This window comes from Paracoccus sp. 228 (assembly GCF_000967825.1).
GTDB lineage: Bacteria > Pseudomonadota > Alphaproteobacteria > Rhodobacterales > Rhodobacteraceae > Paracoccus > Paracoccus marcusii.
Genome location: NZ_JYGY01000003.1, coordinates 329,384 through 354,748, shown reverse-complemented (window position 1 = coordinate 354,748; position 25,365 = coordinate 329,384). Strand labels below are relative to the sequence as shown.

Here is a 25,365-nt window from a genome sequence, read left to right as displayed (position 1 = left end):
CGATCTGCGACTTTGGTCGCGCCCCCCGGGGCTCAGCGTACCGGGCCCTCGGGGATGACCATCCCGTCCATTGCCCGGTCCGGACCGCGATCCGAATGCGCGGGCGTGCCGCCCATGCTGCCCGAGGGCGCGGCCATGCGCGGCTGATAGGGCGGCAGGCGGTCGGCGCCGTCCCGGTACAGCAGCGACTGCCCCTTGTGGAACAGGTGCAGCGCATGGGGATCGGCGGTCAGCCGGACCCGCTTGCCCTTCAGGTCCGGGTGGATGCCCGGCAGCTTGGCGGTGATCGGCGCGGTCTCGGCCCCGGTGCCGAAGTACAGCAGCGTGACCTCTCCCAGGGCCTCGGTCAGATCGACGGTCCCCTCGAAGACCGGGGTGCCGTCGGTCTCGCGCATGTCCTCGGGGCGGACGCCCAGGTTGACGACCATGCCCTCGTCGCCGGCGCGGGTCGGGATGGCGACCTGCGCCTCTAGGCCCACGTCCAGCGCGACGGTGGTCATGGCGCCCACGGTCTTGACCCGCCCGGGCAGCAGGTTCATCGCCGGGCTGCCGATGAACTGGGCCACGAATTCGGTCATCGGACGCTCGTACAGCTCCAGCGGCGCGCCGACCTGGGCGATGCCGCCGCCGGCCAGCACCACGATGCGGTCGGCCAGGGTCATCGCCTCGGTCTGGTCGTGGGTGACATAGATCATCGTGCGGTCGGGCATCGAAGCTTTCAGCTGCGCGATCTCGATCCGGGTGGCGACGCGCAGGGCGGCGTCCAGGTTCGACAGCGGTTCGTCGAACAGATAGACCTTGGGGTCGCGCACGATGGCCCGCCCGATGGCCACGCGCTGACGCTGGCCGCCCGACAGGGCCTTGGGCAGGCGGTCCAGATAGGGCGTCAGCTGCAGCATCTTGCCGGCACGGTCGGTGGCGGCCTGGATCTGCTCCTTGGACTGGCCCGCGATCTTCAGCGCGAAGGCCATGTTGTCGCGGACCGTCATGTGCGGGTACAGCGCATAGGACTGGAACACCATCGCGATGCCGCGCTGGCTGGGCGGGATGTCGTTCATCACCTGCCCGCCGATCTTCAGCTCTCCTCCGGTGATCTGCTCCAGGCCCGCGATCATGCGCAAGAGCGTGGATTTCCCGCAGCCGGACGGCCCGACAAAGACGATGAACTCTCCCGAACGGATGTCCAGGTCGATGTCCCTCAGCACCTGCACGTCGCCATAGGACTTGGCGACGTCCGTCAGTTTCAGATCGGCCATTTGCGGTCTTCCTCCCCTACCCTTCGATGATCTGGACCTGCCACGGCATCAGCCCGCCCGCATCGTCGTCGGACAGGTTGGCGCGGATCAGCAGGGTCTGCTTGTCGTCACGGCGGCGGAAGGAAAGCACCGGCCCCTCGGCCTTGATGTCTGTCATGTTTCCGCAGCGCAATGCGCTGTGCTTGCGGCGCAGGCCGACCGCCCAGCGATAATGGTGCAGCATGGACTGGGCGTCGGCCTCCTGGCTGACGACGGTCCGCTGCAGATGCGTGTGCGGCACCGGCAGCCAGGGCTGGCTGGTCGAGAAACCGCCGTTTACGCCCATGTCCCAGACCATCGGCGTCCGACAACCGTCGCGGCCCTTGAACTCGGGCCAGAACTCGATGCCGTACGGATCGCGCAGATCCTCGAAGCGCAGCTCGGCCTCGGGCAGGCCCAGCTCCTCTCCCTGGTACAGGCAGACCGACCCGCGCAGGCACAATAGCACCGTTGCATAGGCCTTGGCCGCCTGGTCCGGCAGGTTCCAGCGCGTGACGTGGCGCACCACGTCATGGTTCGACATGGCCCAGCAGGGCCAGGCGTTCGGCGCGATGTCGTGCAGCTTATCGAACACCTCGACCACGCGCGCGGCGGGCAGGTCGTCACCCGACAGGAAGTCGAAGACATAGGACATCTGCACCCGGCCCGGAACGCCGGTATACTCCTCCAGCAGTTCCAGCCCGCGCTCGCTGTCGCCGATCTCGCCCACGACGGCGGCGCCGTAAGGCACCAGCGCCTGGTGGAACCGTTCAAGGAAGGCCAGGTTCTCGGGCTGCGATTTGCTGAAGCGGTGGCTCTGGTGGTTGTAGGGGTTCACGGCGGGGGCCGTGTCCGACTTGCGCAGTTCCGGCGCCAGGGGCGGGTTGTCGCGCAGCTGGGCGTCGTGGAAATAGAAGTTGATCGTGTCCAGCCGGAAGCCGTCGACGCCCTTGTCCAGCCAGAACCGCGCCATCTCGATCAGGGCGTCCTGGACGGCGGGGTTGTGAAAGTTCAGGTCCGGCTGCGACGACAGGAAGTTGTGCAGGAAATACTGTTCGCGCCGCGCATCCCACTGCCACGCGCTGCCGCCGAAGATCGACAGCCAGTTGTTGGGCGGCGTGCCGTCCGGGCGCGGGTCCGACCAGACATACCAGTCCGATTTCGGGTTGTCGCGGCTGGCGCGGCTTTCCTTGAACCAGGGATGCTGGTCCGAGGTATGCGACATCACCAGGTCGATCATGACCTTCAGACCCAGCTCGTGCGCGCTTTGGACCAGCCAATCGAAATCCTCCATCGTGCCGAAGATCGGGTCGATGCCGCAGTAATCGCTGACGTCGTAGCCGAAATCCTTCATCGGAGAGGTGAAGAACGGAGAGATCCAGACCGCATCGACCCCCAGGGACGCCACATAGGGCAGGCGTTGGGCGATGCCCGCCAGATCGCCCGTGCCGCTGCCGGTCGTGTCCTGAAAGCTGCGCGGGTAGATCTGATAGATGATCCCGCCCTTCCACCAATCCGTCGTCTGTTCAGTCAAGTTCATCCACCTTTCACGGAGCCGGCCAGCAATCCGCGGACCAGATATTTCTGCATGGCAAAGAACACCAGCAGCGGCACCGCTATCGAGATAAAGGCCGAAGTTGCAAGGATCTCCCATTCACCTCCGCGCGATCCCATCAGCTCTCGTAGCAGGCCCGTCATGACCAGCTGTTCGCGCGTGTTGCCCAGGAACACCGTGGCCACCAGCAGGTCGTTCCAGACCCACAGGAACTGGAAGATCGCGAAACTGGCCAGGGCGGGGAAGGACAGCGGCAGGATGATCCGGCGGAAGATCTGGAATTCGGTCGCGCCGTCGACGCGGGCGCTCTCGATGACCTCTCGTGGCAGGCCGACCATGTAGTTTCGCAGCAGATAGACCGCCAGCGGCAGGCCGAACCCAGTATGCGCCAGCCAGATGCCCAGGTATCCCTTGCCGATGCCCAGTTCGTTGTGCAGCCGCAGCAATGGGATCAGCGCCACCTGCAGCGGCACGACCAGAAGCCCCACCACGCAGGCCGTCAGCAGGGCCCGGCCCGGAAACTGCATCCAGGCCAGCGCATAGGCCGCAAAGGCCGCGATCAGGATTGGGATGACGGTGGCGGGGATCGTCACCGTCATGGTGTTCATGAAGGCGCGCCCCAGCCCGCCTGCGGTCAGAACCCGGGAATAGTTGTCGGTCGTGAAGGCCGGCGGCGACAGGGTTGTGGTGAAGATCCGTTCACCGCGCCGCATCTCGAAGGGCTGGGCCGAGGTCATGCGATAGCTGCCGTCCTCGGCCACGGTCAGATCGATCCCCGGCTCCAGCTCGACGGTGTCGCCGGGGGCGTTGGCATCGGGCTGGCGCGCGCTGGTGCCCCAAGCGGTCAACTCCTGCGTGCCCTCCAAAGCGCTGCCTTGGATCACATAGAGATCGCCCTCCTGCACCTGGTCCTCGGCCGTGCCCGAACGCACGAAACCGGTCTGCACCGAGCCCGAGAACGACTGCCACCACCCCAAGGTCGAGATCTGGTCGCGGTCGCGGAACGACGACACGAACAGGCCCAGCGTCGGGATCGTCCACAGCAGCACCAGCAGGAAGGCCGCGATGTTGACCGCCCAGGCCAGCGACGACTTCTGTCCAGCCATCCCCTCCATCAGCGGACCTCCTTGCGTGCGTTGTAGATATTCCAGACCATGATCGGGGTGACCAGGATCATCAGGACGATGGCGATGGCCGACCCGCGCCCGTAATCGGGCGTGCCGCGGAACATCCAGTCATACATCAGGTTCGCCAGCACCTGCGTGCCCCATTGCCCGTTGGTCATGACGAAGACGATGTCGAAGACCTTCAGCACGACGATGGTGATGGTGGTCCAGACCACCGCGATGGTGCCCATGATCTGCGGCACCTTGATCTTGAAGAACACCTGAAGGGGGGATGCGCCGTCCAGAATGGCGGCCTCGATCGTCTCCTCGGGGATGCCGCGCAGGGCGGCCGACAGGATGACCATCGCGAAGCCAGTCTGGATCCAGACCAGCACGATCATCAGCAGAAGGTTGTTCCACACCGGCAGGGTCAGCCAGATCTGCGGCTCTCCACCCAGCTGGGTCACGATCCAGTTCAGAAGGCCGATCTGCGTCTCGCCCGAGGCGCGGTATTCATAGATGAACTTCCAGATCACGCCCGCGCCGACAAAGCTGATGGCCATGGGCATGAAGATCAGCGACTTGCCGATGTTGCCCCATTTCAGCCGGTCGGTCAGCTGCGCAGCCAGCAGGCCGAACAGCGTGGACAGGGCCGGCACGACCAGCAGCCAGGCCATGTTGTTCAGCATGGATTCCCGGAACTTGCCATCGTTCACCAGCCAGACATAGTTGTCCAGGCCGACGAACTGCGATCCGTTCGAATTGAACAGCGACCGCCAGAAGCTGTCCAGCACCGGATAGACCAGATAGGTCGTCAGGAACAGGATCGCGGGCCCCAGGAACAGCCAGGGGCGGATCTGGTTCGCCCGCCGGATGTTGTCGCCCGCCTGCGCCCCGCGCGGCGGATAGATGCGGTCCAGCAGCCAGTTCGACCCCCAGAACCAGGCCACGCAGCCAAAGACCCCGATCGCGATCGTGCTGACCGCCAACCACAGCAATTCCATTCCCGGTCTCCCCCCTGGATCATGGGGCGCGGCGACGTCGCGGCCGCCGCGCCGGTCGTCGTCAGTTCAGCGAAGCCCAGCTGGCCTGGATCTTGTCCGCGACGTCCTGTGCCGAGGCGCCGCCGACGAAATCGATCATCCCGGTCCAGAACGCCCCCGCGCCGATCGCGCCGGGCATCAGATCCGACCCGTCGAACCGGAAGACCGTCGCGTCCAGCAGGATCTGCCCCATGCGGCGGACGGTCGGATCGTCATAGGCCTCGACATTGGCGCCGGTATAGGGCGTGACGAAGCCCTGCTGCGCCATCCAGATCTCGTGCGCGACGGGGGTCTTCAGGAACTCGACGAAGGCCATCGCGGCGGGGTTGTCCGACAGGACCGCGAACATGGTGCCGCCGCCCAGGACGGGCTGGCCCAGGTCACCCGATGCGGGCGCGGGCATGTAGAAGAAGTCGGCATCCTCCCCCACGACCGTGCCCTCAGGGAAGAAGGTCGTGATGAAGCTGGCCTGACGGTGCAAGTAGCAGGCGGGCGGGCTGTCGAACAGGCCGGCGGGGCTTTCGCGGAAATCGGTCGCGCTGACCGATCCGACGCCGCCCGCGACGAAATCGGGGTTCTTGGCGAACCAGCCGAACTCGTCGATCGCGGCCACGACCTTGGGGTCGTTGAACGGCATCGCATTGGTCGTCCAGGCGTCGTAATCCTCGGGCGTGGCGGTGCGCAGCATCAGGTCCTCGACCCAGTCGGTCGCGGGCCAGCCGGTCGCGCCGCCCGATCCCAGGCCGATGCACCAGGGGGTCTCTCCCTCCTCGGCGATCTGCTCGGTCAGGGCCTTCAGGTCCTCGTAGGTCTCGGGGATCTCATAGCCGGCATCCTCGAAGTTCTCGGGGACGTACCAGACCAGCGACTTGACGTCGGCCTTGTACGGGAAGGCGTACAGCGCCTCGGTCCCGTCGGGGCCCGCATAGGTGCCCAGCGCCGCCCAGCTTTCGCCCGCGGCATAGTTGTCGGTCAGCCATTGCGCCGTCTCCTCGCCAAGGGGGCGCAGGAAGCCCTTCTCGGCCAGGTCCGAGGCCAGCCCCGGCTGCGGAAAGACCGCGACATCGGGGGGCGATCCGGCCTCGCTGTCGATGACGATCTGCTGCTCGAAGCTGTCGGAACCGGAATAGTTCGCCTGCGCACCGGTCGCCTCGTTGAAATAGGCGATGACCGACTGGAACAGTTCCTGGTCGCCGCCAAGCCAGGGGCCCAGGATGTTGAAGCTCTGCCCCTCAAGGTCGGAATGCGCGGCCTTGAACTCGTCCAGGCTGGCCCAGTTGATGCGGTCGTCGCTGCCCGGTTCGATCACCAGCTGCGCCTGCGCGCTGCCCGCGGTCAGCGCGATGATCGCGGCGGTCGTGTACAATGCGGTTTTCAAGTCTTCCTCCCTGAAAGTCCCCGGACCTGTTTCGCCCGGCTGTTAACGCGAACATTTGCCAGTTCTGGCGAACCTGTCAAACGCTTCTCATTCCCATTCCAGTTCCTTGTAGGCCGCGGTTGCGTTCCGCGCCACCGTCTCTGGATAGGAATTCCACGAATTCTGCATCGGCTGCAATGCATTGGCGATGGCGGGGACGGCTTGCGACAGCGGCAGCCCGTCCTGAATGGCCCGGCGCGTCGCGGTCGCAAGCGCTTTCAATAATGCGGTCTGGGGTGCCGATGCGTCAGCCCATGATTCGCTGGCCGGTCCATGCCCCGGCACGATCAAGCCTGCGCCGCGCGCCGGGTCGCTGTCCAGCCATTCCAGCCATCCCAGCAGCGATCCGTCCACCACCGGCGTCAGGTCCCGGAACAGCAGATCGCCGGTGAACAGCGTATTCGTCCTGCGGTCCAGCACGGTCAGGTCGCTGTCGGTATGGGCCGCGGGCCATACCCGCAGCAGCAGGGACCGATCGCCCAGATCGATCTGGCGGCGGTCATCGACCAGATCGTCGGGCATGACCACCTGCGTGCCGATCCAGTCCGGGGCCGGGTAAAGACCAACCAGCGCGTCAAGATACCCTGCCGCCCGCGCCTGAAGCGCCTGCAGCAGGGCGTGATGCGCGGTGATGCGGGCCCCGGCCTCGGACAGGACCTGCGCGCCCAGCACGTGGTCGGGATGCATGTGGGTCAGGATCAGGTGTCGCACCGGAAGGTCGGTGATCCTCCGGATCGCCACATAGAGGTCCTGCGCCTGCGCCCGCGACACCCCCGCATCGATCACCGCCACCGCATCGCGGCCGATGATCACCCCCAGGTTGGCGATGCGCCCGTCCGGGGTCTCCTCCATCTGGTGAGAATCGCCGAAATGGACATGAACGCCCGGCGCGACCTGCTGCAGGTCCAGCGCCGGAAGATCGGCATTGGCGCGGCATTCCGGCGCACTGCCGGTCAGATCGGGCCGCGCGGCCAGCCACGCATCCGCGACCTGCGCGGCCTGCGCCCGGCACCCCTGGGCCGTCGCCGAATCGCCCCGGGGCAGCAGAACCTGGCCGCATTGATCGGCGGCCATCGCCAGACAGACGCCCAGAACCAGGTGAAACATCGTCCTTCCGTCCCCTTTTGCGGCCCGTCTTCACGAAATGGTCACGACCTTGCGACCTTTGTCGTGTTGATTCATCCTGTCTCTATACTAGATTTGAATCCAGTCGCCTTCTGTAGCGGCGCCACCGGCATGTAGGAGGAGCACAACATGGCCTGGACCAAACCTATCCTGACCGAGATCGCTTGCGGCATGGAGATCAACATGTACGCACCCGCCGAGGACGAGCCCGTCCTGTTCTGAGCCTGTACCGCAGGCAGGAATGCGGCCCCGTCCGAACTCGTTCGGGCGGGGCTTTCTTATCGTAAGGCACGACACCCGATGCGGATCATCATCCTTGGGGCGGCGGCGGGCGGTGGCCTGCCGCAATGGAACTGCGGCTGCGGCAATTGCGACGCGGCCCGCGCGGGACGTATCCCGTCGATGACCCAAAGCTCGGTCGCGGTCAGTTCCGATGGGCGCGACTGGGCCATCCTGAACGCATCGCCCGACATCCGGGCGCAACTGGCAGCGACGCCGGCGTTGCACCCGTCCGGCCCGCGGACCATGCCGCTGCGGTCGGTCCTGGTGACGAATGGCGACATCGATCACGTGGCCGGGCTGCTGACGCTGCGCGAAAGCCATCCCTTCGATCTGTTCGCGACGCAGGCGATCCATGATGCGCTGGCAGCGAACCCGATGATGGCTGCGGTGAACCCCGACTTTGTTCCACGCCGGACCGTCGCGCTGGACCAGACGATCCCGCTGACCCTCGGCCTGACCGCGACGCTGTTCGCCGTGCCGGGCAAGGTGCCACTGTATCAGGAGGGCGCCACGGTCGAGACCGGCCTGATCGGAGAGACCACCGTGGGCGTCGAGCTGCGCAGCGCGGACCGGCGTGCGTTCTACATCCCCGGATGCGCGGACATGCCCGACTGGCTGCGCGACCGCGTCGCGGGGGCGGATGCGCTGTTCTTCGACGGCACCCTGTGGGACGACGACGAGATGATCCGCATGGGTCTGGGCCGCAAGACTGGCCGCCGCATGGGGCACATGGCGGTGACCGACACGATCCCCGCCCTGGCCGACACGCCGATTGGCCAGCGCATCTTCGTGCACATGAACAATTCGAACCCGCTGACCGACCCGGACAGCCCGCAGGCGGCCCAGGCCGCGGCACAGGGCTGGCAGGTCGCCCGCGACGGAATGGAGATCACGCTGTGAAGGACGTCCAAGCCACCGCCCAATCCCGTGAGGATTTCGAGGCCCGCCTGCGCGCCATCGGCGCTGCGCGCTATCACGACCGTCACCCGTTCCACGCTCGGCTGCATGGCGGGCAGTGCACCCCGGACGAGGTGCGGGCCTGGGTCATCAACCGCTGGATGTACCAGTCGCGCATCCCCATGAAGGACGCGGCCTTCATGAGCCGGGTCGAGGATCCCGACCTGCGCCGGGCCTGGCGCAAGCGGATCGAGGATCACGACGGCGGTCAGACCGAGGGCGGCGGCATCCGCCGCTGGCTGGCCTTGGCGCAGGCGGTGGGGCTTGACCCGGACTATGTCGCATCGGGCGTGGGCATCATGCCGGCGACGCGCTTTGCGGTCGATGCCTATGTCCGCTTCGTGCGCGACATGCCGCTGCTGGACGCGGTGGCGGCCAGCCTGACCGAACTGTTCGCGCCCCGCATCCATGCCCAGCGGATCGAGGGTCTGCTGCAGCATTACGATTTCGCCGATGACAGCAGCCTGTCCTATTTCAAGAAGCGCCTGACCGAGGCGCCCGAGGACGTCAAGTTCGGCCTGGACTATGTCCTGACCCATGCCGACACGCTGGAAAAGCAGGATGCCGCCGCCGCCGCGCTGACCTTCAAGACCGACGTGCTGTGGGCCCAGCTGGACGCGCTGTGGCACGGCTATGTCGAGGGGCGCACGCCCCCCGGGGCCTGGCGGCCCGGAGAGGGGATGCGCGCATGACCGCATTGATCGGACCCGACGACATCCCCTATCTGCCGCGCGGCGTGCGGCTGCAGGGCGACCGCGTGCGCGGCATCCGCGTGCTGCAGGCCCCGGAACGCGCGATGCAGCTGGACCAGATCGGAGAGGCGATCCTGTCCGAACTGGACGGCGCCCGCAGCCTGGACCGGATCGTGCGCGACCTGGCCGCGCGCTATGACGCGCCTGTGGACCAGATCGGCGGCGACGTGCGCGATTTCCTGACCGGGCTGATCGAACGGCGCATGGTCTTTGTCAGGGACAGCGCATGAAGGACCAGCAGCACCAGCCCCGCGACCTGAACGGCAACCCCGTCACCCCCGGCCTGCCCATGGCGATGCTGGCCGAGGTCACGCACCGCTGCCCGCTGGCCTGTCCCTATTGCTCGAACCCGGTCGATCTGGTCCGCGCGTCGCGCGAGATCGGAGCCGACGACTGGGGCCGGGTGTTCCGGCAGGCTGCCGATCTGGGCGTGCTGCAGGTCCACATCTCGGGCGGTGAACCCGGTGCACGGCGCGATCTGGCGCAGATCGTGGGCCATGCGCGCGACGCGGGGCTGTACGTGAACCTGATCACCTCCGGCATCGGCATCACCCGTGACCGGCTGATCGAACTGGACCGCGCGGGCGTCGATCATGTCCAGTTGTCGCTGCAGGGCATCCGCCCCGACATGGCCGACCGGATCAGCGGCCATCCGGGGTCCTGGGACAAGAAGATGGCCTTCAGCGACTGGGTCACCGAGATCGGCTTTCCGCTGACCATCAACGCCGTCGTCCACCGCCAGAACATGGACCGCCTGCCCGACATGATCGATCTGGCCGAACGCCTTGGCGCCCGGCGGATCGAGGTGGCGACCGTCCAGTTCCACGGATGGGCCGACCGCAACCGGGGCGCGCTGATGCCCACGCGCGAACAGGCCGAATTCGCGCGACAGGTGGTCAACGCCGCCCGCGTCCGGCTGCGCGGACGGATGGTCATCGATTACGTTCCCGCCGATCACCATGCGGTCTATCCCAAGGCCTGCATGGGGGGCTGGGGCTCGACCGGCCTCAATGTCGGGCCTGATGGGACCGTGCTGCCCTGTCATGCCGCCCAGACCATCGACTGGATGCGCTTCGAGAACGTGCAGGAGCGGTCGCTGTCCGACATCTGGCACCTGTCCGACAGCTTCAACGCCTTCCGCGGTACGGCGTGGATGCCGGAACCCTGCCGCGGCTGCGACCGCAAGTCCGTCGATTTCGGCGGCTGCCGCTGCCAGGCGATGGCGCTGGCCGGCGACGCGCGGGCCACGGACCCGGTCTGTTCGAAATCTCCGCTGCATGCAGGGGTCGTGGCACGCGCCGAGGAGGACGCCGCCGCCACGACCACCGAATTCGTCTATCGCAGGATGTCCAAGGGAGGATGAGGCAATGAGACTGTGGCTGACCCTGACGGCGGCGCTGCTGGCCGCGCCCGCGATGGCGCAGGACAATGCGCTGCAACCATCGCCCACCTGGGAGGATCTGCGCGGGGCGGTGATGGACTTGGACAGCGATCCGCCGCAGGACGCGACGGTGCTGGACCTGGACGCACCGACCCGCGCCCATGACGCGGCCATCGTGCCCATCCGACTGACGCAGGCGGCCGACGCCCCCGCCATCGACGCCCTGACCCTGGTCATCGATGAGAACCCTGCCCCCGTCGCCGCCGAATACGCCTTTGGTCCCGCGCTGATGCCCCTGGATTTCGAGGTGCGCGTCCGGGTCGACAGCTATTCCGACGTCCGCGCCATCGCGACCCAGGCCGACGGCACGCAGGTCATGGCCGGGCGCTTCGTCAAGGCCGCGGGCGGCTGTTCGGCACCGGCGGGCAAGGACATGGCCGCGACCAAGGCGACCATGGGCCAGATGCGCTGGCGCAGCGAGGTTCAGGATGGAGAGGAGATCGGCACGCTGATGATCCGGCATCCGAACTTTTCAGGCCTTCAGCGCGACCAAGTGACGCTGCTGAACATCCCGGCCCATTTCATCGACCGCCTGGACGTGCGCCAGGGTGACGCACTGTTGTTCTCGATGGCGGCGGGGATCTCGGTCAGCGAGGATCCGGTGTTCCGCTTTCGCTATCAACCGGATGGCCAGCCGATCAACGTCCGGGTCGAGGATACGGGCGGCAATGTCTGGACCGAAAGCTTTCCGCCGGGCGAACGAACGGTCAACAAAAGCTAGATCGCCATCCGACTTTCGTCGCAGCATGGCGCTTGCTTTATGTGCACCCTGCCCTAGACTGCGGTCACGGCGGCACCCTTGAGGAGGGGTTGCAGCCGGCAGAACCCAGGGAGGAATGCCATGACAGCAGCCGCCATGCAGGCGCGTCCCGTGCCGTCAGCGCGACCCACCGCCGACCAGGTCCGCGAGATCCTGATCGTCGACGACCACCCGCTGATGTGCGATGCGCTGGCACTGACGCTGAAGATCAGCTTTGGCCTGAAGAATGTCCGCACCGCGCGCAGCCTTGGCGCCGCGGTCGAACAGATCCGCGTGCAGGGTGCGCCCGACGCCGTGATCCTTGACCTGAACCTGCCCGACGCGCGCGGCGCCGAGGGCATTGTGACCCTGCGCCGCCAGCTTCCGGGCGTGCCGATCACCATGATCTCGGCCGATCTGGAGGGGGCGATGATCTCGACCGCGATGGCGGCCGGAGCACAGGGCTATATCAGCAAGTCGCTGTCGCGCGAGGCGCTGGTCGACAGCCTGCGCCGCATGTGGGAGGGCGAGCACGTCACCCCCGAGGGATACCAACCCGATCAGGACAGCGCGGACGACGACGCGAAGGCCGAACTGGCGCGGCGCTTTTCGTCGCTGACGCCGCAGCAGATGAAGATCCTGCGGCTGATCTGCAAGGGCAAGGCCAACAAGGAGATCAGCTACGAGCTGTCGATCGCCGAGGCCACGGTCAAGACCCACATCACGGCGATCATGTCCAAGATCAACGCCCGCCGCCGCACGCAGGCCGTGCTGCTGGCCAACTCGATCCGGCTGTTCGAGGCCGGCTGATGAACACCGACCCGGCTGCGATGGAGGGCGCATCCGGGCCGGTCGCTGTGCAGGCCGACCGCGGCGGGACCGACATGGTCCCGACCTTGCTGGACGGCCTGCGCGGCACCAATCCCGCCTTGGTCCTGCTGTTCGGCGCGCAGGCGGACGACCTGGCCGCGCTGCAGTGCGGGCTGGCCCCCCACCTGCCGCCCGATTGCGTGATCGCAGGATGCTCGTCCGCTGGAGAGATCGGGCCGCAGGGCTATGCCAGCGACAGCGTGGTGGCGATCGGGTTTCCCGCGCGCCACTTCCGCGCCGCGTCCCTGCTGCTGCCGGACCTTGCCGCGCTGCCGGTGTCGGAATGGATGGCGCAGCTGCGCCAGATGGCGCGTGATTTCGGCCCCGACCCGGCGCGTCACCTGTTCGGCCTTCTGCTGACCGATGGCCTTGCCGGACAGGAGGACGCGCTGGTCGCCACGCTGGACGCGGCCCTGCCCTCGGTCCCGGTGCTGGGGGGGTCGGCTGGCGACGGTCTGGATTTCCGCCGCACCTCGCTGCTTGCGCAGGGCGCCGTGCGGTCGGGCGTCGCGGTCTTCCTGCTGGTCGAGACCGACCTGACCATCCGCGAGGTCACGTTCGCCCATTTCAGCCCCACCCCCACGCGCGCGGTGGTCACCGCCGCCATTCCCGAAAAACGCCGCATCCTGGAGCTAAACGCCGAACCCGCGGCGCAGGAATATGCCCGCCTGACCGGGTTGCGCCGCGCCGACCTGACGCCCAGCGAATTTGCCCGCCACCCCCTGCTGCTGCGCATGGGCGGGCGCCATCACGTGCGCGCCATCAGCGCCATCACAGACGACGACGGCCTGTCGCTGATGTCGTCCATCGACACCGGCACCGTCCTGACCCTTGGCCGGTCCGAGGATCTGATCCAGGGGTTTTCCGACCTGCTGGAGGCGCTGCCCACGCCGCCGCTGATGGTGCTGGCCTTTGACTGCATCCTGCGCCGGCTGGCGCTGGAACGCGCGGGGCTGACCGACCGGATGTCGGACCTGTACCGCCGTCACCGCGTTGCGGGGTTCAACACCTATGGCGAACAGCACAGCGGCATGCATGTGAACCAGACATTCGTGGGCCTGGCCTTCATGAGGTCCGATGATGTTGCGTGACGACGATCCGCCCGACCGGCAGATCGCCAAGCTGACCCGTATCAACGCCGTCCTGATCGACCGGATCGACCGGCTGGAAGAATCACGCGGGTCCGCATGGTCGATGTTCCAGGCCGCCGTCGCGCTGGAGCAGGAGGTGCTGGCCCGCACGCGTGACCTGGAACGCGCGATGGCCGACCTGTCGCAAAGAAACCGCGAACTGGCCGTGGCCCGCGCCCTGGCCGAGGAGGCGAACCGGTCCAAGACCCGTTTCCTGCGCGCAGCCAGCCACGACCTGCTGCAGCCCCTGTCGGCGGCGCGGCTGTTCCTGTCAGCGCTGACCGACACGCCGATGGACCCGCACCAGACCGAACTGACCGACCGGCTTGGCAGTGCCTTCGAATCGGTCGAACAGCTGATGCATGCGGTGCTGGACATCTCGCGGCTGGACAGCCAGCGGATCGAGTTCAACCGACAGCCCGTGCCGCTGGACGACCTGTTCCGCAGGCTGGCGGCCGAATTCGCGCCCGTGGCGCAGGCCAAGGGGTTGCGGCTGCGGTTCATGCCCACGACCGCGGTCGTGGACAGCGACCCGATCTTCCTGCGCCGCATCGCGCAGAACCTGGTGTCGAACGCGATCAAGTACACCCATCGCGGCGGCGTCGCGGTGGGTGCGCGGCGCAAGGGGGCGATGTGCTGGCTGTCGGTCTATGACACCGGGATGGGCATTCCGGCCGTGGACCGCAACCGCATCTTCGACGAGTTCCAGCGCCTGACCCATGACAGCGCGACGCCCGGCATGGGGCTGGGCCTGTCCATCGTGCGCCGGGCCTGCGCCAAGCTGGGCCATCCGATCAGCCTGTCGTCCGAGGCGATGCGCGGCACGGTGTTCCGCGTCGGCCTGCCCCTGGTGCAGGCGCTGTCGGACACGCCGCGCCTCGCCGTCGCGCCGCTGCCCGCGCTGCGCGGCCGCGTGGCCTTGGTGGTCGAGAACGACCCCGAGATGCGCCGTGCCTATCAGATGATCCTGCGCAACCGGCTTGGCATGGTGCCCCGCATCGCGGGCGACACGGCCGAGGCGCTGGCCACGATGGGGGACGAACCCCCCGACGTGATCCTGGCCGATTACCACCTGGAGAACGGCGACACCGGGTTTGCCGCGATCGAGGCGCTGCGCGCCGCATCCGACCGGCCGGTGCCCGCGGTGATGGTGACGGCGCATCGCGATCCGGCGATTTCGCGGCGCTGCGCCGCCATGGGGATCCACCTGCTGGAAAAGCCCGTCAGTCCGCCAGACCTGGCCGAGATTCTGGGGCGTCTTCTGGCCTAAGACCAAGGGGGGATGCGGCCGCCGCCGGGGCTTGCGCCGCCGCCCGTCCCGCGCCCATCATGCCCCAACGTTTGGGAGGACGACCATGACCCGCGCCTTTGCACTTGCCCTGATGCTGGGGCTTGCCCCCCTGCCCCTGATCGCGGCCGAGGCCGGCGACGCGGTCTTTGCCGAACGGGGCCCCTGGGATCTGGGCGACAGGACGCTGGAATGGCAGATGACCGTCACGGGCCCGATGGCCGAAGGGTTCCGCCCGACCGAGGACGGCCGCATCACCCTGTCCCAGGACATCGACCCCAGCGATCAGCAGCCGATCCTGGAGCTGACCCAGAAGGCCGGGCCGATCGACCGCACGATCGGGCCGTTCCCGATCTCTTCGGGTGATCCGGTCCTGACCTTCTTTCTGGAACAGACAACCCGCGACATGGCCGCGCTGACCGGCGGCAGCCCTTTCTATATCCGCAACCGCATGAAGGAGGCGCTTTTCCGGGGCGGAGAGGTCACGACCACCGACGGCGGCATCACGGCCAGCTTTCAGCCCTTCATCGCGGACAAGAATGCAGAACGCATGCACGGCTTCCAGACTCTGACGCTGACCTTCGTGATGGCCGCGCCGGACGAGCCCATCCGCGAGCTGCGCGCCGAAACCGATGCCGCGGCGGGTTATCGCAACGAACTGGTGCTGCAATGATCCGCGCGGGCGCCTGTGCGCTGGCGCTGGCCCTGACGGCGGCCCCCGCGTCGGCGCAGGCGGTGAACGATTATCCGACCAATGCGCGGGTCGAATACGCCTTTGCCTGCATGGCGACCAACGGGCAGACGCGCGACATGCTGGACCGCTGCTCCTGCGCGATCGACCGCATCGCCGAGGTGCTGCCCTATGCCGATTACGTCGGCGCGGAAACCATCCTGCGGATGCGCCAGACCACCGGAGAGCGGTCCGGCATGTTCCGCGGCATGGCCGCCCTGACCGAGACCGTGGCCACCCTGCGCCGCGCCGAGGCCGAGGCCGAGATCATCTGTTTCTGACCGCCGCGCCCTACAGCGACAGGCCGAACCCCGCCCCCGCCGCCAGCGCCAAGATCGCGACCAGCAGCAGCGTCCCGGAACTGCGCGGCTGGATCAGGGTCAGGCGCGCCTCCTCGGGGTGGGCGCGTTCCCACAGGGCCTGCTCGATCATCCGTGGCAGCAGCGGGCCGTACCGGCCCACGGTCTGCGCGATATGGGTCAGGTCGCTGATCGCGGCCTTGGGGCCGACGCTGGCCTTGATGTAATCGGACACCACCGGCTTGGCCGCGTCCCAGATGTTCAGCTGCGGGTCCAGCGACCGGGCCACGCCCTCGACCACGACCATGGTGCGCTGCAGCAGGATCAGCTCGGTCCGCGTGGGCATGCCGAAGCGTTCCGTCACCTCGAACAGATAGGACAGCAGGTTGCCCATGCTGATGCGGCTGGCATCGGCACCGAAGATCGGCTCGCCCACGGCACGCAGGGCGCGGGCAAAGGCGGCCTCGTCGCGGTCGCGGGGGACGTATCCGGCCTCGAAATGCACGCGGGCGACCAGGCGGTAATCGCGCTGGATGAACCCATACAGGATCTGGGCATAGACCCGGCGGGTGTATTCGTCGATCTCTCCCATGATGCCGAAGTCATAGGCGATGATGTCGCCGTTCGCCGCCACCTTGAGGTTGCCGTGATGCATGTCGGCATGGAAGAACCCGTCGCGCAGCGCATGCGAGAGGAACAGCTGGATCACCCGGCGCGCCAGTTCGGTCGTGTCGTGACCGGCGGCGATCAGCGCGTCGCGGTCGCCCATCGGCAGCCCCTCGGCCCAGTCTGCGGTCAGCACGCGACGCGACGACAGCGCCCAATGCGGCATGGGGATCTGAAACCCCTCGTCCCGCGCCGTGTTTTCCGCGAATTCCGACGCGGCCGCGGCCTCCAGGCGCAGGTCCTGTTCGCCGGTGACCGTCTGTTCGAAATGGCGCACCACGTCGCGCGGCCGCAGGCGGCGGGTGCCGGGGGACAGAAGCTGGATCAGGCGGGCGCCGAAATGGAACGCGTCGATGTCGCGCTTGAACGCGGCCCCGATGCCGGGACGCACGACCTTGACGGCGACCTCGCGCCCCGTCTCGCGGACGCGGGCGCGGTGGACCTGCGCGATCGAGGCGGCGGCGACGGGTTCGGAAAATTCGCTGAACAGCTGGTCGACCGGGGCGCGCAGCTCGGCCTCGATGGCCTTCTTGGCCAGGTCGGTGGGAAAGGGCGGCAGGCGGTCCTGCAGCATGCGCAGCTGCCCGGCCATTTCGGGGCCCACGACATCGGCGCGCGTCGACAGGATCTGCCCGAACTTGATGTAGGCCGGCCCCAGCGCGGTGATCGCCCGGGTGATCGGCGGCAAGGTCGGATCGCCCTTGTAGCCCAGCCAGCGGAAGGGCCAGCCCATGACCCGCGCGGCCAGGCGCAGGCGGATCGGCGCATCGACCGCGTCCAGGACGGCGGCCATCGCACCGGTCCGTTCGAAGGTCGCACCTGTCCTGATCAGACGCAAGATGTTGTGGGGACCGCGCATATGCCTACAATTTCCAGCCGGAATGCAGGGCGGCGATGCCCATCGACAGGTTGCGCCACTGCACCCGGTCAAAGCCCGCGTCACGGATCAGGGCGGCAAAGCTGTCCTGGTCGGGAAACTTGCGGATCGACTCGACCAGGTATTGATAGCTGTCGCGATCGCCTGTCACCGCCTGCCCCATCGCCGGGATCACGTTGAAGCTGTAGCGGTCATAGGCCCATTGCATCGCCGGCACCGGGATCTGGCTGAACTCCAGCACCATCAGCCGGCCGCCGGGCTTCAGCACGCGGTACGCCTCGGCCAGCGCATCGGGAATGCGCGTCACGTTACGGATGCCGAAGCTGATCGTGTAGCGGTCAAAGCTGTTGTCGGCAAAGGGCAGCGCCATCGCGTCGCCCGTGACCCAGGCCAGCCGGTCCGCCTTGTCGACGGCATCGGCACGCTTGCGCCCCTCGACCAGCATGGATTCGGTCATGTCGCAGACGGTGACCCGCGCGCCCGGCGCCCGGTCCAGGAACCGGAACGCCACGTCGCCCGTGCCGCCCGCCACGTCCAGCAGGTGCTGTCCATCACGCGGCGCCAGCCAGTCCATCATCGCGGTCTTCCAGACGCGGTGGATGCCCACGCTCATCAGGTCGTTCATCACGTCGTATTTCGACGCGACCGAGGAGAAGACCTGATGGACCATGCCGGCCTTCTGATCCTCGTCCACGGTCTGAAAGCCGAAATGGGTCTGCCTGTTGTCCGTCATGCGCTTGCCGTTTGCCTGTTCCATTGCCAGATAGGTCCGGCGTGCCGCGCGCACAATGCGACGAAAGGAACCCGATTGCCAGAACTGCCGGAAGTCGAGACCGTTCGCCGCGGCCTGCTGCCCCATCTGGAAGGCGCGCGCATCGCCCGCGCCCAGATCAACCGCCCGGACCTGCGCTGGCCCCTGCCGGTGGACCTGATGCAGGTGCTGACGGGCGCCACCGTCACCGCGCTGCGGCGGCGGTCGAAATACCTACTGGCCGACCTGGAAGGGCGCGGCACGGTCCTGTGGCACCTGGGCATGTCCGGCCGCATGCTGGTCGAGGGTGCTGGCCTGGCGGGGTTCCACCGCGATCCGGGCATCCATGCGCGCCACGACCATGTCGTGCTGACCACGGATGCGGGCACGACCGTCACCTTCAACGACGCGCGACGGTTCGGCATGGTCGACCTGATCCGCGAGGGCGCGTCCCATCCCCTGCTGGACCATCTGGGCCCGGAACCCTTCGACCCGGTCTTCACGCCCGCCTATTTGCAGGCGGCCTTTGCCGGTCGGCGGGTGCCGGTGAAACAGGCGCTGCTGGATCAGCGCATCGTCGCGGGCCTAGGCAACATCTATGTCAGCGAATCGCTGTGGCGCGCAGGCATCGATCCGCGCCGGGCGGCGGGACGGATCGGGGCCGCACGCATTGCGGCGCTGGTAGGCCATGTCCGCGACGTGCTGACCGACGCGATCGCCGCGGGCGGGTCCAGCCTGCGCGATCACCGGCAGGCCAGCGGAGAGCTGGGCTATTTCCAGCACAGCTTCCGCGTCTATGACCGGGCGGGCCAGCCCTGCCTGCGGGACGGATGCGGCGGCACCATCGCGCGGATCGTGCAATCGGGGCGGTCGTCCTTCTACTGTCCCGCCTGCCAGAGGTGAACGATTGGACGACTGCGCGGGCCTCTGCTAGGACGGGGGCCACGCAATCTGCCAACGAGGTCCAAGCCTATGGCTTATGAAACCATCATCGTGGAGATCGAGGACGAGGTCGCCCTGATCCGGCTGAACCGCCCCGAGGCGCTGAACGCGCTGAACGCCACGCTTCTGGACGAGCTGTCGGCCGCACTGTCGGATGCCGACCGCAACGACAAGGTCCGCTGCATCGTCCTGACCGGCAGCGAAAAGGCCTTTGCCGCCGGCGCCGACATCAAGGAGATGTCGACCAAGACCTTCGTCGAGGTCTACGAATCCGACCTGTTCGGCGCCCAGATCGAGGCGATCACCCGGGTCCGCAAGCCGATCATCGCCGCCGTCAGCGGATACGCCCTGGGCGGCGGATGCGAACTTGCGATGGTCTGCGATTTCATCATCTGTGCCGAGAACGCCAAGTTCGGCCAGCCCGAGATCAACCTGGGCGTCGTCGCGGGCATCGGCGGCACGCAGCGCCTGACGCGGTTCGTGGGCAAGTCCAAGGCGATGGACATGAACCTGACCGGCCGCTTCATGGATGCCGCAGAGGCCGAGCGATCCGGTCTGGTCAGCCGCGTCGTGCCCACCCCCAAGCTGATTCCCGAGGCGATGGCCGCCGCGCGCAAGATCGCCGAGAAGTCCCAGATCGCCACCAAGACCGTCAAGGAGGCCGTTAACCGCGCCTATGAGACGACGCTGCGCGAAGGTCTGCTGTTCGAGCGCCGGTCCTTCCATGCGCTGTTCGCGACCGAGGACCAGAAGGAGGGCATGGCTGCCTTCCTGGAAAAGCGCGAGGCGCAGTTCCGCGACAGATAAGGGTTTTCTTTTCGGCAAGGCTGGCCTATACGCCCCGACTTACATGCGTGTGGGCCCGCTTTGGCAAGAATCATGTCCGTCCCGAACGGGGACGGCGCCATGGGGCTTTTGCACGTTCGAAATTTAGACATGCAACTGACCCGATAGGAAGACACCCATGGCCAACACGCCCCAGTCCAAGAAACGCGCCCGCCAGATCGAACGTCGCACCGACGTCAACAAGGCCCGCCGTTCGCGCATCCGCACCTATATCCGCAAGGTCGAAGAGGCCATCGCCTCGGGCAATGCCGATGCGGCCGCGCTGGCGCTGAAGACCGCGCAGCCCGAACTGATGCGCGGCGTGACCAAGGGCGTCGTGCACAAGAACACCGCGTCGCGCAAGATCTCGCGCCTGGCGGCCCGCGTGAAGGCGCTGTCGGCCAACTGATCCACAGGCCCCACGGGGCCTGAGACACGCGTTCCACGCCCTTCGGGGCACCGGAATACAGCATCGGGTGCAGGCGAAAGCCCTGCGCCCGATTTGCGTTTCTGCACCTGCGACATTTTGAAAAATCGAACGAATTCAAGCAATTCAGAAAATTGTTAATCGAGTCAAAGGCATCGCAGATTCGCTTGGACCAAGTTGCTGTCAAGCGCAGAGTTCGGTTGCAGCTATCCACAAGCTGGGGCTAGTTTCCTCCTTGCGATTCACGTCGCTTGGGGACGGGCCGGGCCCTGTGGACAGATCTTCGGATCCGTCCGGGACGACGGCCGGGCCGCGAAGAACACCTCTTCCGCCTTCGGGTTCACGACATCCGGCTGCCACCGGGTGTCCGGGGACCTGTGTCCAGGACCGAAAACGGGCTGATGCCCCTTGATCGACCGCGTTCGCGGTCGCGGGGGCAGCGTTTTTGCGTGCCACCCGGATGACGTGAATTCTGTCCCGTCGGATCAACCGGCGGGGATTGGGGACAGACGGGAAACGGGACGATGATGGACAAGATCTGGGGTCAGGCATGCGCCGAGCTGGAACAGAGCGTGGGGCCGAACAACTACAACCACTGGATCAAGCCGCTGCGCCTGATGGCGATCGACGACGGGGCCGCGCGATTCGTCAGCCCGACGCGCTTCATTTCTGACTGGGTCGGGCGTCACTTTGCCAAGGACATCATGGCGGTGCTGACCCGCCATGGCGCCCCGGTCGAGCGTCTGCGCTTTGACGTGGGCAGCGCCGCGGCGCGCCCCTCGGCCCAAGCCACGGCCCCCGCGGGCCAGCTGGCCGAGGCGCCGACCACCCGCGCCGCCCGCACCGATCTGGGCGCGCCGCTGGACAGCCGCTTCACCTTCGGGAACTTCATCGTCGGCAAGCCAAACGAGCTGGCCCATGCCGCCGCCCGCCGCGTGGCCGAGGGGGGCCCCGTGGGTTTCAACCCGCTGTTCCTCTATGGCGGCGTGGGCCTGGGCAAGACGCACCTGATGCACGCGATCGCGCATGACTATCAGGCGCGCCACCCGTCGGCGCAGGTCCTGTACCTGTCGGCCGAACAGTTCATGTACCGCTTCGTGCAGGCGCTGCGCGAAAGCTCGATCATGGACTTCAAGAGCATGTTCCGGAACGTGAACATGCTGATGGTCGACGATGTGCAGTTCATCGCCGGCAAGGACAGCACCCAAGAAGAATTCTTCCACACGTTCAACGCGCTGGTCGACCAGGGCAAGCAGATCGTGATCTCGGCCGACCGCGCGCCCGCCGAGATCAAGGGCCTTGAGGAACGCATCAAGTCGCGCCTGTCCTGCGGCCTGATCGTGGACCTGCACCCGACGACGTATGAGCTGCGCCTGGGCATCCTGCAGTCCAAGACTCAGGCCTTCCGCGCCCAGCAGCCCGACCTGGAGATCGGCGCGGGCGTGCTGGAGTTCCTGGCGCATCGCATCACCACCAACGTCCGCGTCCTGGAAGGCGCGCTGCAGCGCCTGTTCGCGCATGCAAGCCTGCTGCGCCGCGAGATCACGCTGGAGGTGGCGCAGGAATGCCTAGCCGACATCCTGCGGACCAACGACCGCAAGATCAACATCGACGACATCCAGCGCAAGGTGGCCGAGCATTACAACATCCGCCTGGCCGACATTATGGGTCCGAAACGCGCGCGCAACGTCGCCCGGCCCCGCCAGATCGCGATGTACCTGTCCAAGCAACTGACCAGCCGGTCCCTGCCCGAGATCGGCCGCCGCTTCGGCGGACGCGACCACACCACGATCATGCACGGCGTGCGGAAGATCGAGGAGCTGCTGGTCGAGGACAGCGCCATGGTCGAGGACATCGCCGTGCTGAAGCGGATGCTGGAAGCCTGATCACGAAAATCTTGTGACTGCCCGCGCGGGCGGCTACACATCAGGTCCGGCAGGGGCCGCAGAGCCATGGGACAGGGGAAACTGATGAAATTCTCGATCGAGCGCGCCGTTCTGGTCAAGGCCGTGTCGCAGGCCCAGTCGGTCGTGGAACGCCGCAACACCATCCCGATCCTGGCCAACGTGCTGATCGAGGCCACCCCCGAAGGCGTCAGCTTCCGGGCCACCGACCTGGATACCGAGGTCGTGGACCGCGCCGTGGCCCAGGTCGAACGCCCCGGCGCCACCACCGTCAGCGCCGTGATGCTGAACGAGATCGCGCGCAAGCTGCCCGACGGCGCCCTGGTCCAGCTGGCCAGCGACGACGCCTCGGGGCGGCTGTCGGTCCAGGCCGGGCGCTCGTCCTTCAGCCTGGCGACCCTGCCGCGGGCCGACTTCCCGGTCATGGCCACCAGCGAATACAGCGCGAACTTCAAGGCGCCCGCATCGGTGCTGCGCCGGCTGTTCGACAAGTCGAAATTCGCGATCTCGACCGAGGAGACGCGGTACTATCTGAACGGCGTCTACATGCACGTGGCCCAATCCGAGGACGGCCCCGTCCTGCGCTGTGTGGCGACCGACGGGCACCGCCTGGCCCGGATCGACGCGCCCCTGCCCGCGAACGCGGATGCGATGCCTGGCGTGATCGTGCCCCGCAAGACCGTCGGAGAGCTGCGCAAGCTTCTGGACGACGACGAGGCCGAGATCGCCGTGTCGGTCAGCGAGACCAAGGTCCGCTTTGCCACGCCCACGATCACGCTGACCTCCAAGGTCATCGACGGGACCTTCCCCGATTACAGCCGCGTGATCCCGCAGGGCAACGCCCGCAAGCTGGAGGTGGACGCCGCCGACTTTGCCCGCGCCGTCGACCGCGTGGCGACCGTCAGCAGCGAACGTTCGCGCGCGGTCAAGCTGTCGCTGGACGCGGACCGGCTGGTCCTGTCGGTCAACGCCCCCGATGCCGGCGCCGCCGAGGAGGAGCTGATCGTGGCCTATGCCGACGAGCCGCTGGAGATCGGCTTCAACGCCAAGTACCTGCAGGAGATCGCGGGCCAGGTTGATCGCGACAATGCGGTGTTCCTGTTCAACGGCTCGGGCGACGCCGCCCTGATCCGCGAGGGCAGCGATCTCAGCGCGGTCTATGTCGTCATGCCGATGCGCGTGTGACACTGACGGCGCTGCGGCTGTCCCAGTTCCGGTCCTGGCCGCGGCTGGACCTGTCGCTGGACGCCAGCCCCCTGGCGATCCACGGGCCGAACGGGTCCGGCAAGACGAACATCCTGGAAGCGCTGTCCATGCTGGCGCCGGGCCGCGGACTGCGCGCGGTGGCCGCCCCAGACCAGGCGCGGATGGGCCCCGATGCGGGCTGGCGCCTCCGCGCCACGCTTGGCGATCACGCGGTCGAGACCGCGGCGCCCCCCGGCCAACCCCGCCATGTCATCCTGGACGACAAGCCCGTGACCCAGACCACGCTGGCTCGGCTGGTGCGGGTCATCTGGCTGGTGCCCGCGATGGACCGGTTGTGGTCGGACGCACCCGAAGGGCGGCGGCGGTTCCTGGACCGGGTGACCCTGTCGCTGATGCCCGACCACGCGGACCTGGCGCTGGCCTATGACAAGGCCATGCGCGAACGCAACCGCCTGCTGCGCGATCAGATCGGCGATCCCGGCTGGTACCGCGCATTGGAGACGCAGATGGCCGAGGCCGGCGCGGGCCTGACCCGCAACCGCCAGGCGGCCCTGTCCGCCATCATGGCCGCGCAGGACGGCGGCACGGATTTTCCGGCCGCACGCCTGACCTTGCTGGCCCAGGACGGCTTTGCCGACGATGCCGACCCCGCCAGCATCGCCGCGCGCCTGGCCGCGACGCGCCACCGCGACATGGCCGCCGGGCGGACGCTGACAGGGGCGCATCGGGCCGATCTGGGCGCCAGCTGGGGGCCGCAGGACATGCCCGCCGCCCAATCCTCGACTGGAGAGCAGAAGGCGTTGCTGCTGTCGCTGATCCTGGCCAATGCGCGGGCGCTGTCGGACCAGCCGGTCCTGCTGCTGCTGGACGAGGTCGCGGCGCATCTGGACGCCGACCGGCGCGCGGCCCTTTACGACCGCATCACCGACCTGCCCGCCCAGACCCTGCTGACCGGCACGGGGCCGGAACTGTTCGACGCCTTCGGCCCGCGCGCGCGCAGCCTGGCCGTGACCAAGACCGACGGCGCCTCTGCGGCATGCGAGGCCGCATGACGCTGAGCGTGCAGGCGATCTGGCTGTATGCAGGCGCGCTGGCGGCGATCTGGCTGACGCCCGGCCCGGTCTGGGTGGCGATCATGGCGCGGGGCCTGTCGTCCGGTTGGGCGGGGGTCTGGCCGCTGGCGCTTGGGGTGGCGATCGGGGACATGATCTGGCCTCTGATCGCGATCTTCGGCCTGACGCTGCTGGTGGGCGATCAGGCGGCCCTGCTGTCGGTCCTGCGCTGGATCGCGGTCGCGGTCTTTCTGGGCATGGGCATCGGGCTCTTGCGCCATGCCGGACAGGCCGTGGACAGCGACGGCCGCCTGACCCGGCGTGGTGGATGGGCGGGCTTCAGCGCGGGCCTGCTGGCCATTGCCGGCAACCCCAAGGCGGCGCTGTTCTATGTCGGCGTGCTGCCCGGTTTCTTCGACGTGGCGCGGCTGACCGGGCGCGATGTCGCGGTGATCGTGGGGATGTCGGGGGCCATTCCGTTCCTGCTGAACCTGGGCATGGGCGCCACTTTGGCCGCGCTGCGCGCCCGTCTGGCGACCCCCGCGGGGCTGCGGCGGATGAACCTGGCATCGGGCTGGCTTCTGATTTTCGTAGGGCTGGTGCTGGGTGCGGGCCAGATCTGGGCAGGCCGGGCATAAAACCCGCCGACGGGGCCGAAAAACCCAGCCAAAGCCGTGACTTTGCCCCTGCGAAGGCCTATATCAAGA

26 protein-coding genes are annotated in these 25,365 nt (G+C 67.5%); 18 read left to right on the top strand and 8 right to left on the bottom strand.

Annotated elements, in window-relative coordinates; all coding sequences use genetic code 11:
* Nucleotides 1-32: 32 nt before the first annotated feature.
* The 6 genes from SY26_RS11330 to SY26_RS11305 form a co-directional block, all read right to left on the bottom strand.
* On the bottom strand, nt 33-1,256 hold the full coding sequence (locus tag SY26_RS11330) for an ABC transporter ATP-binding protein (RefSeq protein ID WP_084693813.1): 1,224 nt from the start codon (nt 1,254-1,256) through the stop codon (nt 33-35).
* Between the two features lie 16 nt (nt 1,257-1,272).
* Nucleotides 1,273-2,814 (bottom strand): alpha-amylase family glycosyl hydrolase, encoded by a 1,542-nt coding sequence (locus tag SY26_RS11325; protein ID WP_052715245.1) that lies wholly within the window; start codon nt 2,812-2,814, stop codon nt 1,273-1,275.
* Nucleotides 2,811-3,944 (bottom strand): carbohydrate ABC transporter permease, encoded by a 1,134-nt coding sequence (locus tag SY26_RS11320; RefSeq protein WP_046000586.1) that lies wholly within the window; start codon nt 3,942-3,944, stop codon nt 2,811-2,813. Before SY26_RS11320 ends, SY26_RS11325 begins: the two co-directional genes overlap by 4 nt.
* Nucleotides 3,944-4,939 (bottom strand): carbohydrate ABC transporter permease, encoded by a 996-nt coding sequence (locus SY26_RS11315; protein ID WP_046000585.1) that lies wholly within the window; start codon nt 4,937-4,939, stop codon nt 3,944-3,946. Before SY26_RS11315 ends, SY26_RS11320 begins: the two co-directional genes overlap by 1 nt.
* A gap of 61 nt (nt 4,940-5,000) precedes the next feature.
* Nucleotides 5,001-6,356 carry an ABC transporter substrate-binding protein gene (locus SY26_RS11310; protein WP_046000584.1) on the bottom strand — a complete coding sequence of 452 codons (1,356 nt, stop codon included), beginning with the start codon at nt 6,354-6,356 and terminating at the stop codon, nt 5,001-5,003.
* Nucleotides 6,357-6,443: 87 nt separating this feature from the next.
* Complete coding sequence (locus tag SY26_RS11305; protein ID WP_046000583.1) at nt 6,444-7,502, bottom strand: quinoprotein relay system zinc metallohydrolase 2; 1,059 nt, start codon at nt 7,500-7,502, stop codon at nt 6,444-6,446.
* Nucleotides 7,503-7,649: 147 nt separating this feature from the next.
* Between SY26_RS11305 and pqqA the strand changes: the two genes are divergently transcribed.
* The 11 genes from pqqA to SY26_RS11250 all read left to right on the top strand — a co-directional run bounded on the left by pqqA (nt 7,650) and on the right by SY26_RS11250 (nt 15,990).
* A complete protein-coding gene (pqqA, locus tag SY26_RS11300) occupies nt 7,650-7,742 on the top strand; it encodes a pyrroloquinoline quinone precursor peptide PqqA (RefSeq protein WP_042250260.1) in 93 nt (30 codons plus the stop codon).
* Nucleotides 7,743-7,820: 78 nt separating this feature from the next.
* Nucleotides 7,821-8,702, top strand: a complete 882-nt coding sequence (gene pqqB, locus SY26_RS11295; protein WP_046000582.1) for a pyrroloquinoline quinone biosynthesis protein PqqB — start codon at nt 7,821-7,823, stop codon at nt 8,700-8,702.
* Nucleotides 8,699-9,451, top strand: coding sequence for a pyrroloquinoline-quinone synthase PqqC (gene pqqC / locus SY26_RS11290; protein ID WP_045982314.1), 753 nt, complete (start codon nt 8,699-8,701; stop codon nt 9,449-9,451). Before pqqB ends, pqqC begins: the two co-directional genes overlap by 4 nt.
* A complete protein-coding gene (gene pqqD / locus SY26_RS11285; RefSeq protein ID WP_046000581.1) occupies nt 9,448-9,741 on the top strand; it encodes a pyrroloquinoline quinone biosynthesis peptide chaperone PqqD in 294 nt (97 codons plus the stop codon). The genes pqqC and pqqD overlap by 4 nt, the downstream gene beginning before the upstream one ends.
* Nucleotides 9,738-10,874, top strand: coding sequence for a pyrroloquinoline quinone biosynthesis protein PqqE (gene pqqE / locus SY26_RS11280; RefSeq protein ID WP_046000580.1), 1,137 nt, complete (start codon nt 9,738-9,740; stop codon nt 10,872-10,874). Before pqqD ends, pqqE begins: the two co-directional genes overlap by 4 nt.
* Before the next feature lie 4 nt (nt 10,875-10,878).
* The gene (locus SY26_RS11275) at nt 10,879-11,673 is read left to right on the top strand and encodes a quinoprotein dehydrogenase-associated SoxYZ-like carrier (RefSeq protein WP_046000579.1); all 795 of its coding nucleotides are present in this window, start codon (nt 10,879-10,881) and stop codon (nt 11,671-11,673) included.
* A gap of 120 nt (nt 11,674-11,793) precedes the next feature.
* Nucleotides 11,794-12,501: a response regulator transcription factor gene (locus SY26_RS11270; RefSeq protein WP_046000578.1), complete on the top strand. Its 708-nt coding sequence runs from the start codon at nt 11,794-11,796 to the stop codon at nt 12,499-12,501.
* Nucleotides 12,501-13,652, top strand: coding sequence for an FIST N-terminal domain-containing protein (locus SY26_RS11265; RefSeq protein WP_052715244.1), 1,152 nt, complete (start codon nt 12,501-12,503; stop codon nt 13,650-13,652). The genes SY26_RS11270 and SY26_RS11265 overlap by 1 nt, the downstream gene beginning before the upstream one ends.
* Entirely contained in the window at nt 13,639-14,961 is a 1,323-nt protein-coding gene (locus SY26_RS11260; RefSeq protein ID WP_052715243.1) for a hybrid sensor histidine kinase/response regulator, read from the top strand. The genes SY26_RS11265 and SY26_RS11260 overlap by 14 nt, the downstream gene beginning before the upstream one ends.
* Nucleotides 14,962-15,046: 85 nt before the next feature.
* Nucleotides 15,047-15,652 carry a hypothetical protein gene (locus tag SY26_RS11255; RefSeq protein WP_046000577.1) on the top strand — a complete coding sequence of 202 codons (606 nt, stop codon included), beginning with the start codon at nt 15,047-15,049 and terminating at the stop codon, nt 15,650-15,652.
* Nucleotides 15,649-15,990: a hypothetical protein gene (locus tag SY26_RS11250; protein ID WP_127897576.1), complete on the top strand. Its 342-nt coding sequence runs from the start codon at nt 15,649-15,651 to the stop codon at nt 15,988-15,990. Before SY26_RS11255 ends, SY26_RS11250 begins: the two co-directional genes overlap by 4 nt.
* Nucleotides 15,991-16,000: 10 nt before the next feature.
* On the opposite strand, the gene ubiB is transcribed toward SY26_RS11250, so the two are convergent.
* Nucleotides 16,001-17,533 carry a 2-polyprenylphenol 6-hydroxylase gene (ubiB, locus tag SY26_RS11245; protein WP_046000576.1) on the bottom strand — a complete coding sequence of 511 codons (1,533 nt, stop codon included), beginning with the start codon at nt 17,531-17,533 and terminating at the stop codon, nt 16,001-16,003.
* A 4-nt stretch (nt 17,534-17,537) separates the two neighbouring features.
* Nucleotides 17,538-18,284: a bifunctional demethylmenaquinone methyltransferase/2-methoxy-6-polyprenyl-1,4-benzoquinol methylase UbiE gene (gene ubiE, locus SY26_RS11240; protein WP_046000852.1), complete on the bottom strand. Its 747-nt coding sequence runs from the start codon at nt 18,282-18,284 to the stop codon at nt 17,538-17,540.
* Between the two features lie 75 nt (nt 18,285-18,359).
* Between ubiE and mutM the strand changes: the two genes are divergently transcribed.
* From mutM to SY26_RS11205, 7 genes are all read left to right on the top strand, one after another.
* Nucleotides 18,360-19,205 (top strand): bifunctional DNA-formamidopyrimidine glycosylase/DNA-(apurinic or apyrimidinic site) lyase, encoded by an 846-nt coding sequence (mutM, locus tag SY26_RS11235; RefSeq protein ID WP_046000575.1) that lies wholly within the window; start codon nt 18,360-18,362, stop codon nt 19,203-19,205.
* A 69-nt stretch (nt 19,206-19,274) separates the two neighbouring features.
* Nucleotides 19,275-20,051 (top strand): enoyl-CoA hydratase, encoded by a 777-nt coding sequence (locus SY26_RS11230; RefSeq protein ID WP_046000574.1) that lies wholly within the window; start codon nt 19,275-19,277, stop codon nt 20,049-20,051.
* A 157-nt stretch (nt 20,052-20,208) separates the two neighbouring features.
* The gene (gene rpsT, locus SY26_RS11225; protein ID WP_045982305.1) at nt 20,209-20,478 is read left to right on the top strand and encodes a 30S ribosomal protein S20; all 270 of its coding nucleotides are present in this window, start codon (nt 20,209-20,211) and stop codon (nt 20,476-20,478) included.
* 542 nt (nt 20,479-21,020) lie between these two features.
* Nucleotides 21,021-22,382: a chromosomal replication initiator protein DnaA gene (gene dnaA, locus SY26_RS11220; protein WP_046000573.1), complete on the top strand. Its 1,362-nt coding sequence runs from the start codon at nt 21,021-21,023 to the stop codon at nt 22,380-22,382.
* An 84-nt stretch (nt 22,383-22,466) separates the two neighbouring features.
* Nucleotides 22,467-23,585, top strand: coding sequence for a DNA polymerase III subunit beta (dnaN, locus tag SY26_RS11215; RefSeq protein ID WP_046000572.1), 1,119 nt, complete (start codon nt 22,467-22,469; stop codon nt 23,583-23,585).
* The gene (gene recF / locus SY26_RS11210) at nt 23,582-24,658 is read left to right on the top strand and encodes a DNA replication/repair protein RecF (protein WP_046000571.1); all 1,077 of its coding nucleotides are present in this window, start codon (nt 23,582-23,584) and stop codon (nt 24,656-24,658) included. The genes dnaN and recF overlap by 4 nt, the downstream gene beginning before the upstream one ends.
* Complete coding sequence (locus SY26_RS11205) at nt 24,655-25,296, top strand: LysE family translocator (protein ID WP_046000570.1); 642 nt, start codon at nt 24,655-24,657, stop codon at nt 25,294-25,296. Before recF ends, SY26_RS11205 begins: the two co-directional genes overlap by 4 nt.
* The last annotated feature ends 69 nt before the right edge of the window (nt 25,297-25,365 follow it).

Coding starts and splice junctions, on each gene's coding strand:
- ubiB (WP_046000576.1), bottom strand. CDS start 17,533: ATGCGCGGTCCCCACAACATCTTGCGTCTGATCAGGACAGGTGCGACC.
- SY26_RS11320 (WP_046000586.1), bottom strand. CDS start 3,944: ATGGAGGGGATGGCTGGACAGAAGTCGTCGCTGGCCTGGGCGGTCAAC.
- SY26_RS11265 (WP_052715244.1), top strand. CDS start 12,501: ATGAACACCGACCCGGCTGCGATGGAGGGCGCATCCGGGCCGGTCGCT.
- SY26_RS11325 (WP_052715245.1), bottom strand. CDS start 2,814: ATGAACTTGACTGAACAGACGACGGATTGGTGGAAGGGCGGGATCATC.
- SY26_RS11205 (WP_046000570.1), top strand. CDS start 24,655: ATGACGCTGAGCGTGCAGGCGATCTGGCTGTATGCAGGCGCGCTGGCG.
- pqqE (WP_046000580.1), top strand. CDS start 9,738: ATGAAGGACCAGCAGCACCAGCCCCGCGACCTGAACGGCAACCCCGTC.
- SY26_RS11255 (WP_046000577.1), top strand. CDS start 15,047: ATGACCCGCGCCTTTGCACTTGCCCTGATGCTGGGGCTTGCCCCCCTG.
- SY26_RS11305 (WP_046000583.1), bottom strand. CDS start 7,502: ATGTTTCACCTGGTTCTGGGCGTCTGTCTGGCGATGGCCGCCGATCAA.
- SY26_RS11250 (WP_127897576.1), top strand. CDS start 15,649: ATGATCCGCGCGGGCGCCTGTGCGCTGGCGCTGGCCCTGACGGCGGCC.
- SY26_RS11230 (WP_046000574.1), top strand. CDS start 19,275: ATGGCTTATGAAACCATCATCGTGGAGATCGAGGACGAGGTCGCCCTG.
- SY26_RS11330 (WP_084693813.1), bottom strand. CDS start 1,256: ATGGCCGATCTGAAACTGACGGACGTCGCCAAGTCCTATGGCGACGTG.
- SY26_RS11315 (WP_046000585.1), bottom strand. CDS start 4,939: ATGGAATTGCTGTGGTTGGCGGTCAGCACGATCGCGATCGGGGTCTTT.
- rpsT (WP_045982305.1), top strand. CDS start 20,209: ATGGCCAACACGCCCCAGTCCAAGAAACGCGCCCGCCAGATCGAACGT.
- pqqA (WP_042250260.1), top strand. CDS start 7,650: ATGGCCTGGACCAAACCTATCCTGACCGAGATCGCTTGCGGCATGGAG.
- dnaA (WP_046000573.1), top strand. CDS start 21,021: ATGATGGACAAGATCTGGGGTCAGGCATGCGCCGAGCTGGAACAGAGC.
- ubiE (WP_046000852.1), bottom strand. CDS start 18,284: ATGACGGACAACAGGCAGACCCATTTCGGCTTTCAGACCGTGGACGAG.
- dnaN (WP_046000572.1), top strand. CDS start 22,467: ATGAAATTCTCGATCGAGCGCGCCGTTCTGGTCAAGGCCGTGTCGCAG.
- pqqD (WP_046000581.1), top strand. CDS start 9,448: ATGACCGCATTGATCGGACCCGACGACATCCCCTATCTGCCGCGCGGC.
- SY26_RS11260 (WP_052715243.1), top strand. CDS start 13,639: ATGATGTTGCGTGACGACGATCCGCCCGACCGGCAGATCGCCAAGCTG.
- SY26_RS11270 (WP_046000578.1), top strand. CDS start 11,794: ATGACAGCAGCCGCCATGCAGGCGCGTCCCGTGCCGTCAGCGCGACCC.
- SY26_RS11275 (WP_046000579.1), top strand. CDS start 10,879: ATGAGACTGTGGCTGACCCTGACGGCGGCGCTGCTGGCCGCGCCCGCG.
- pqqB (WP_046000582.1), top strand. CDS start 7,821: ATGCGGATCATCATCCTTGGGGCGGCGGCGGGCGGTGGCCTGCCGCAA.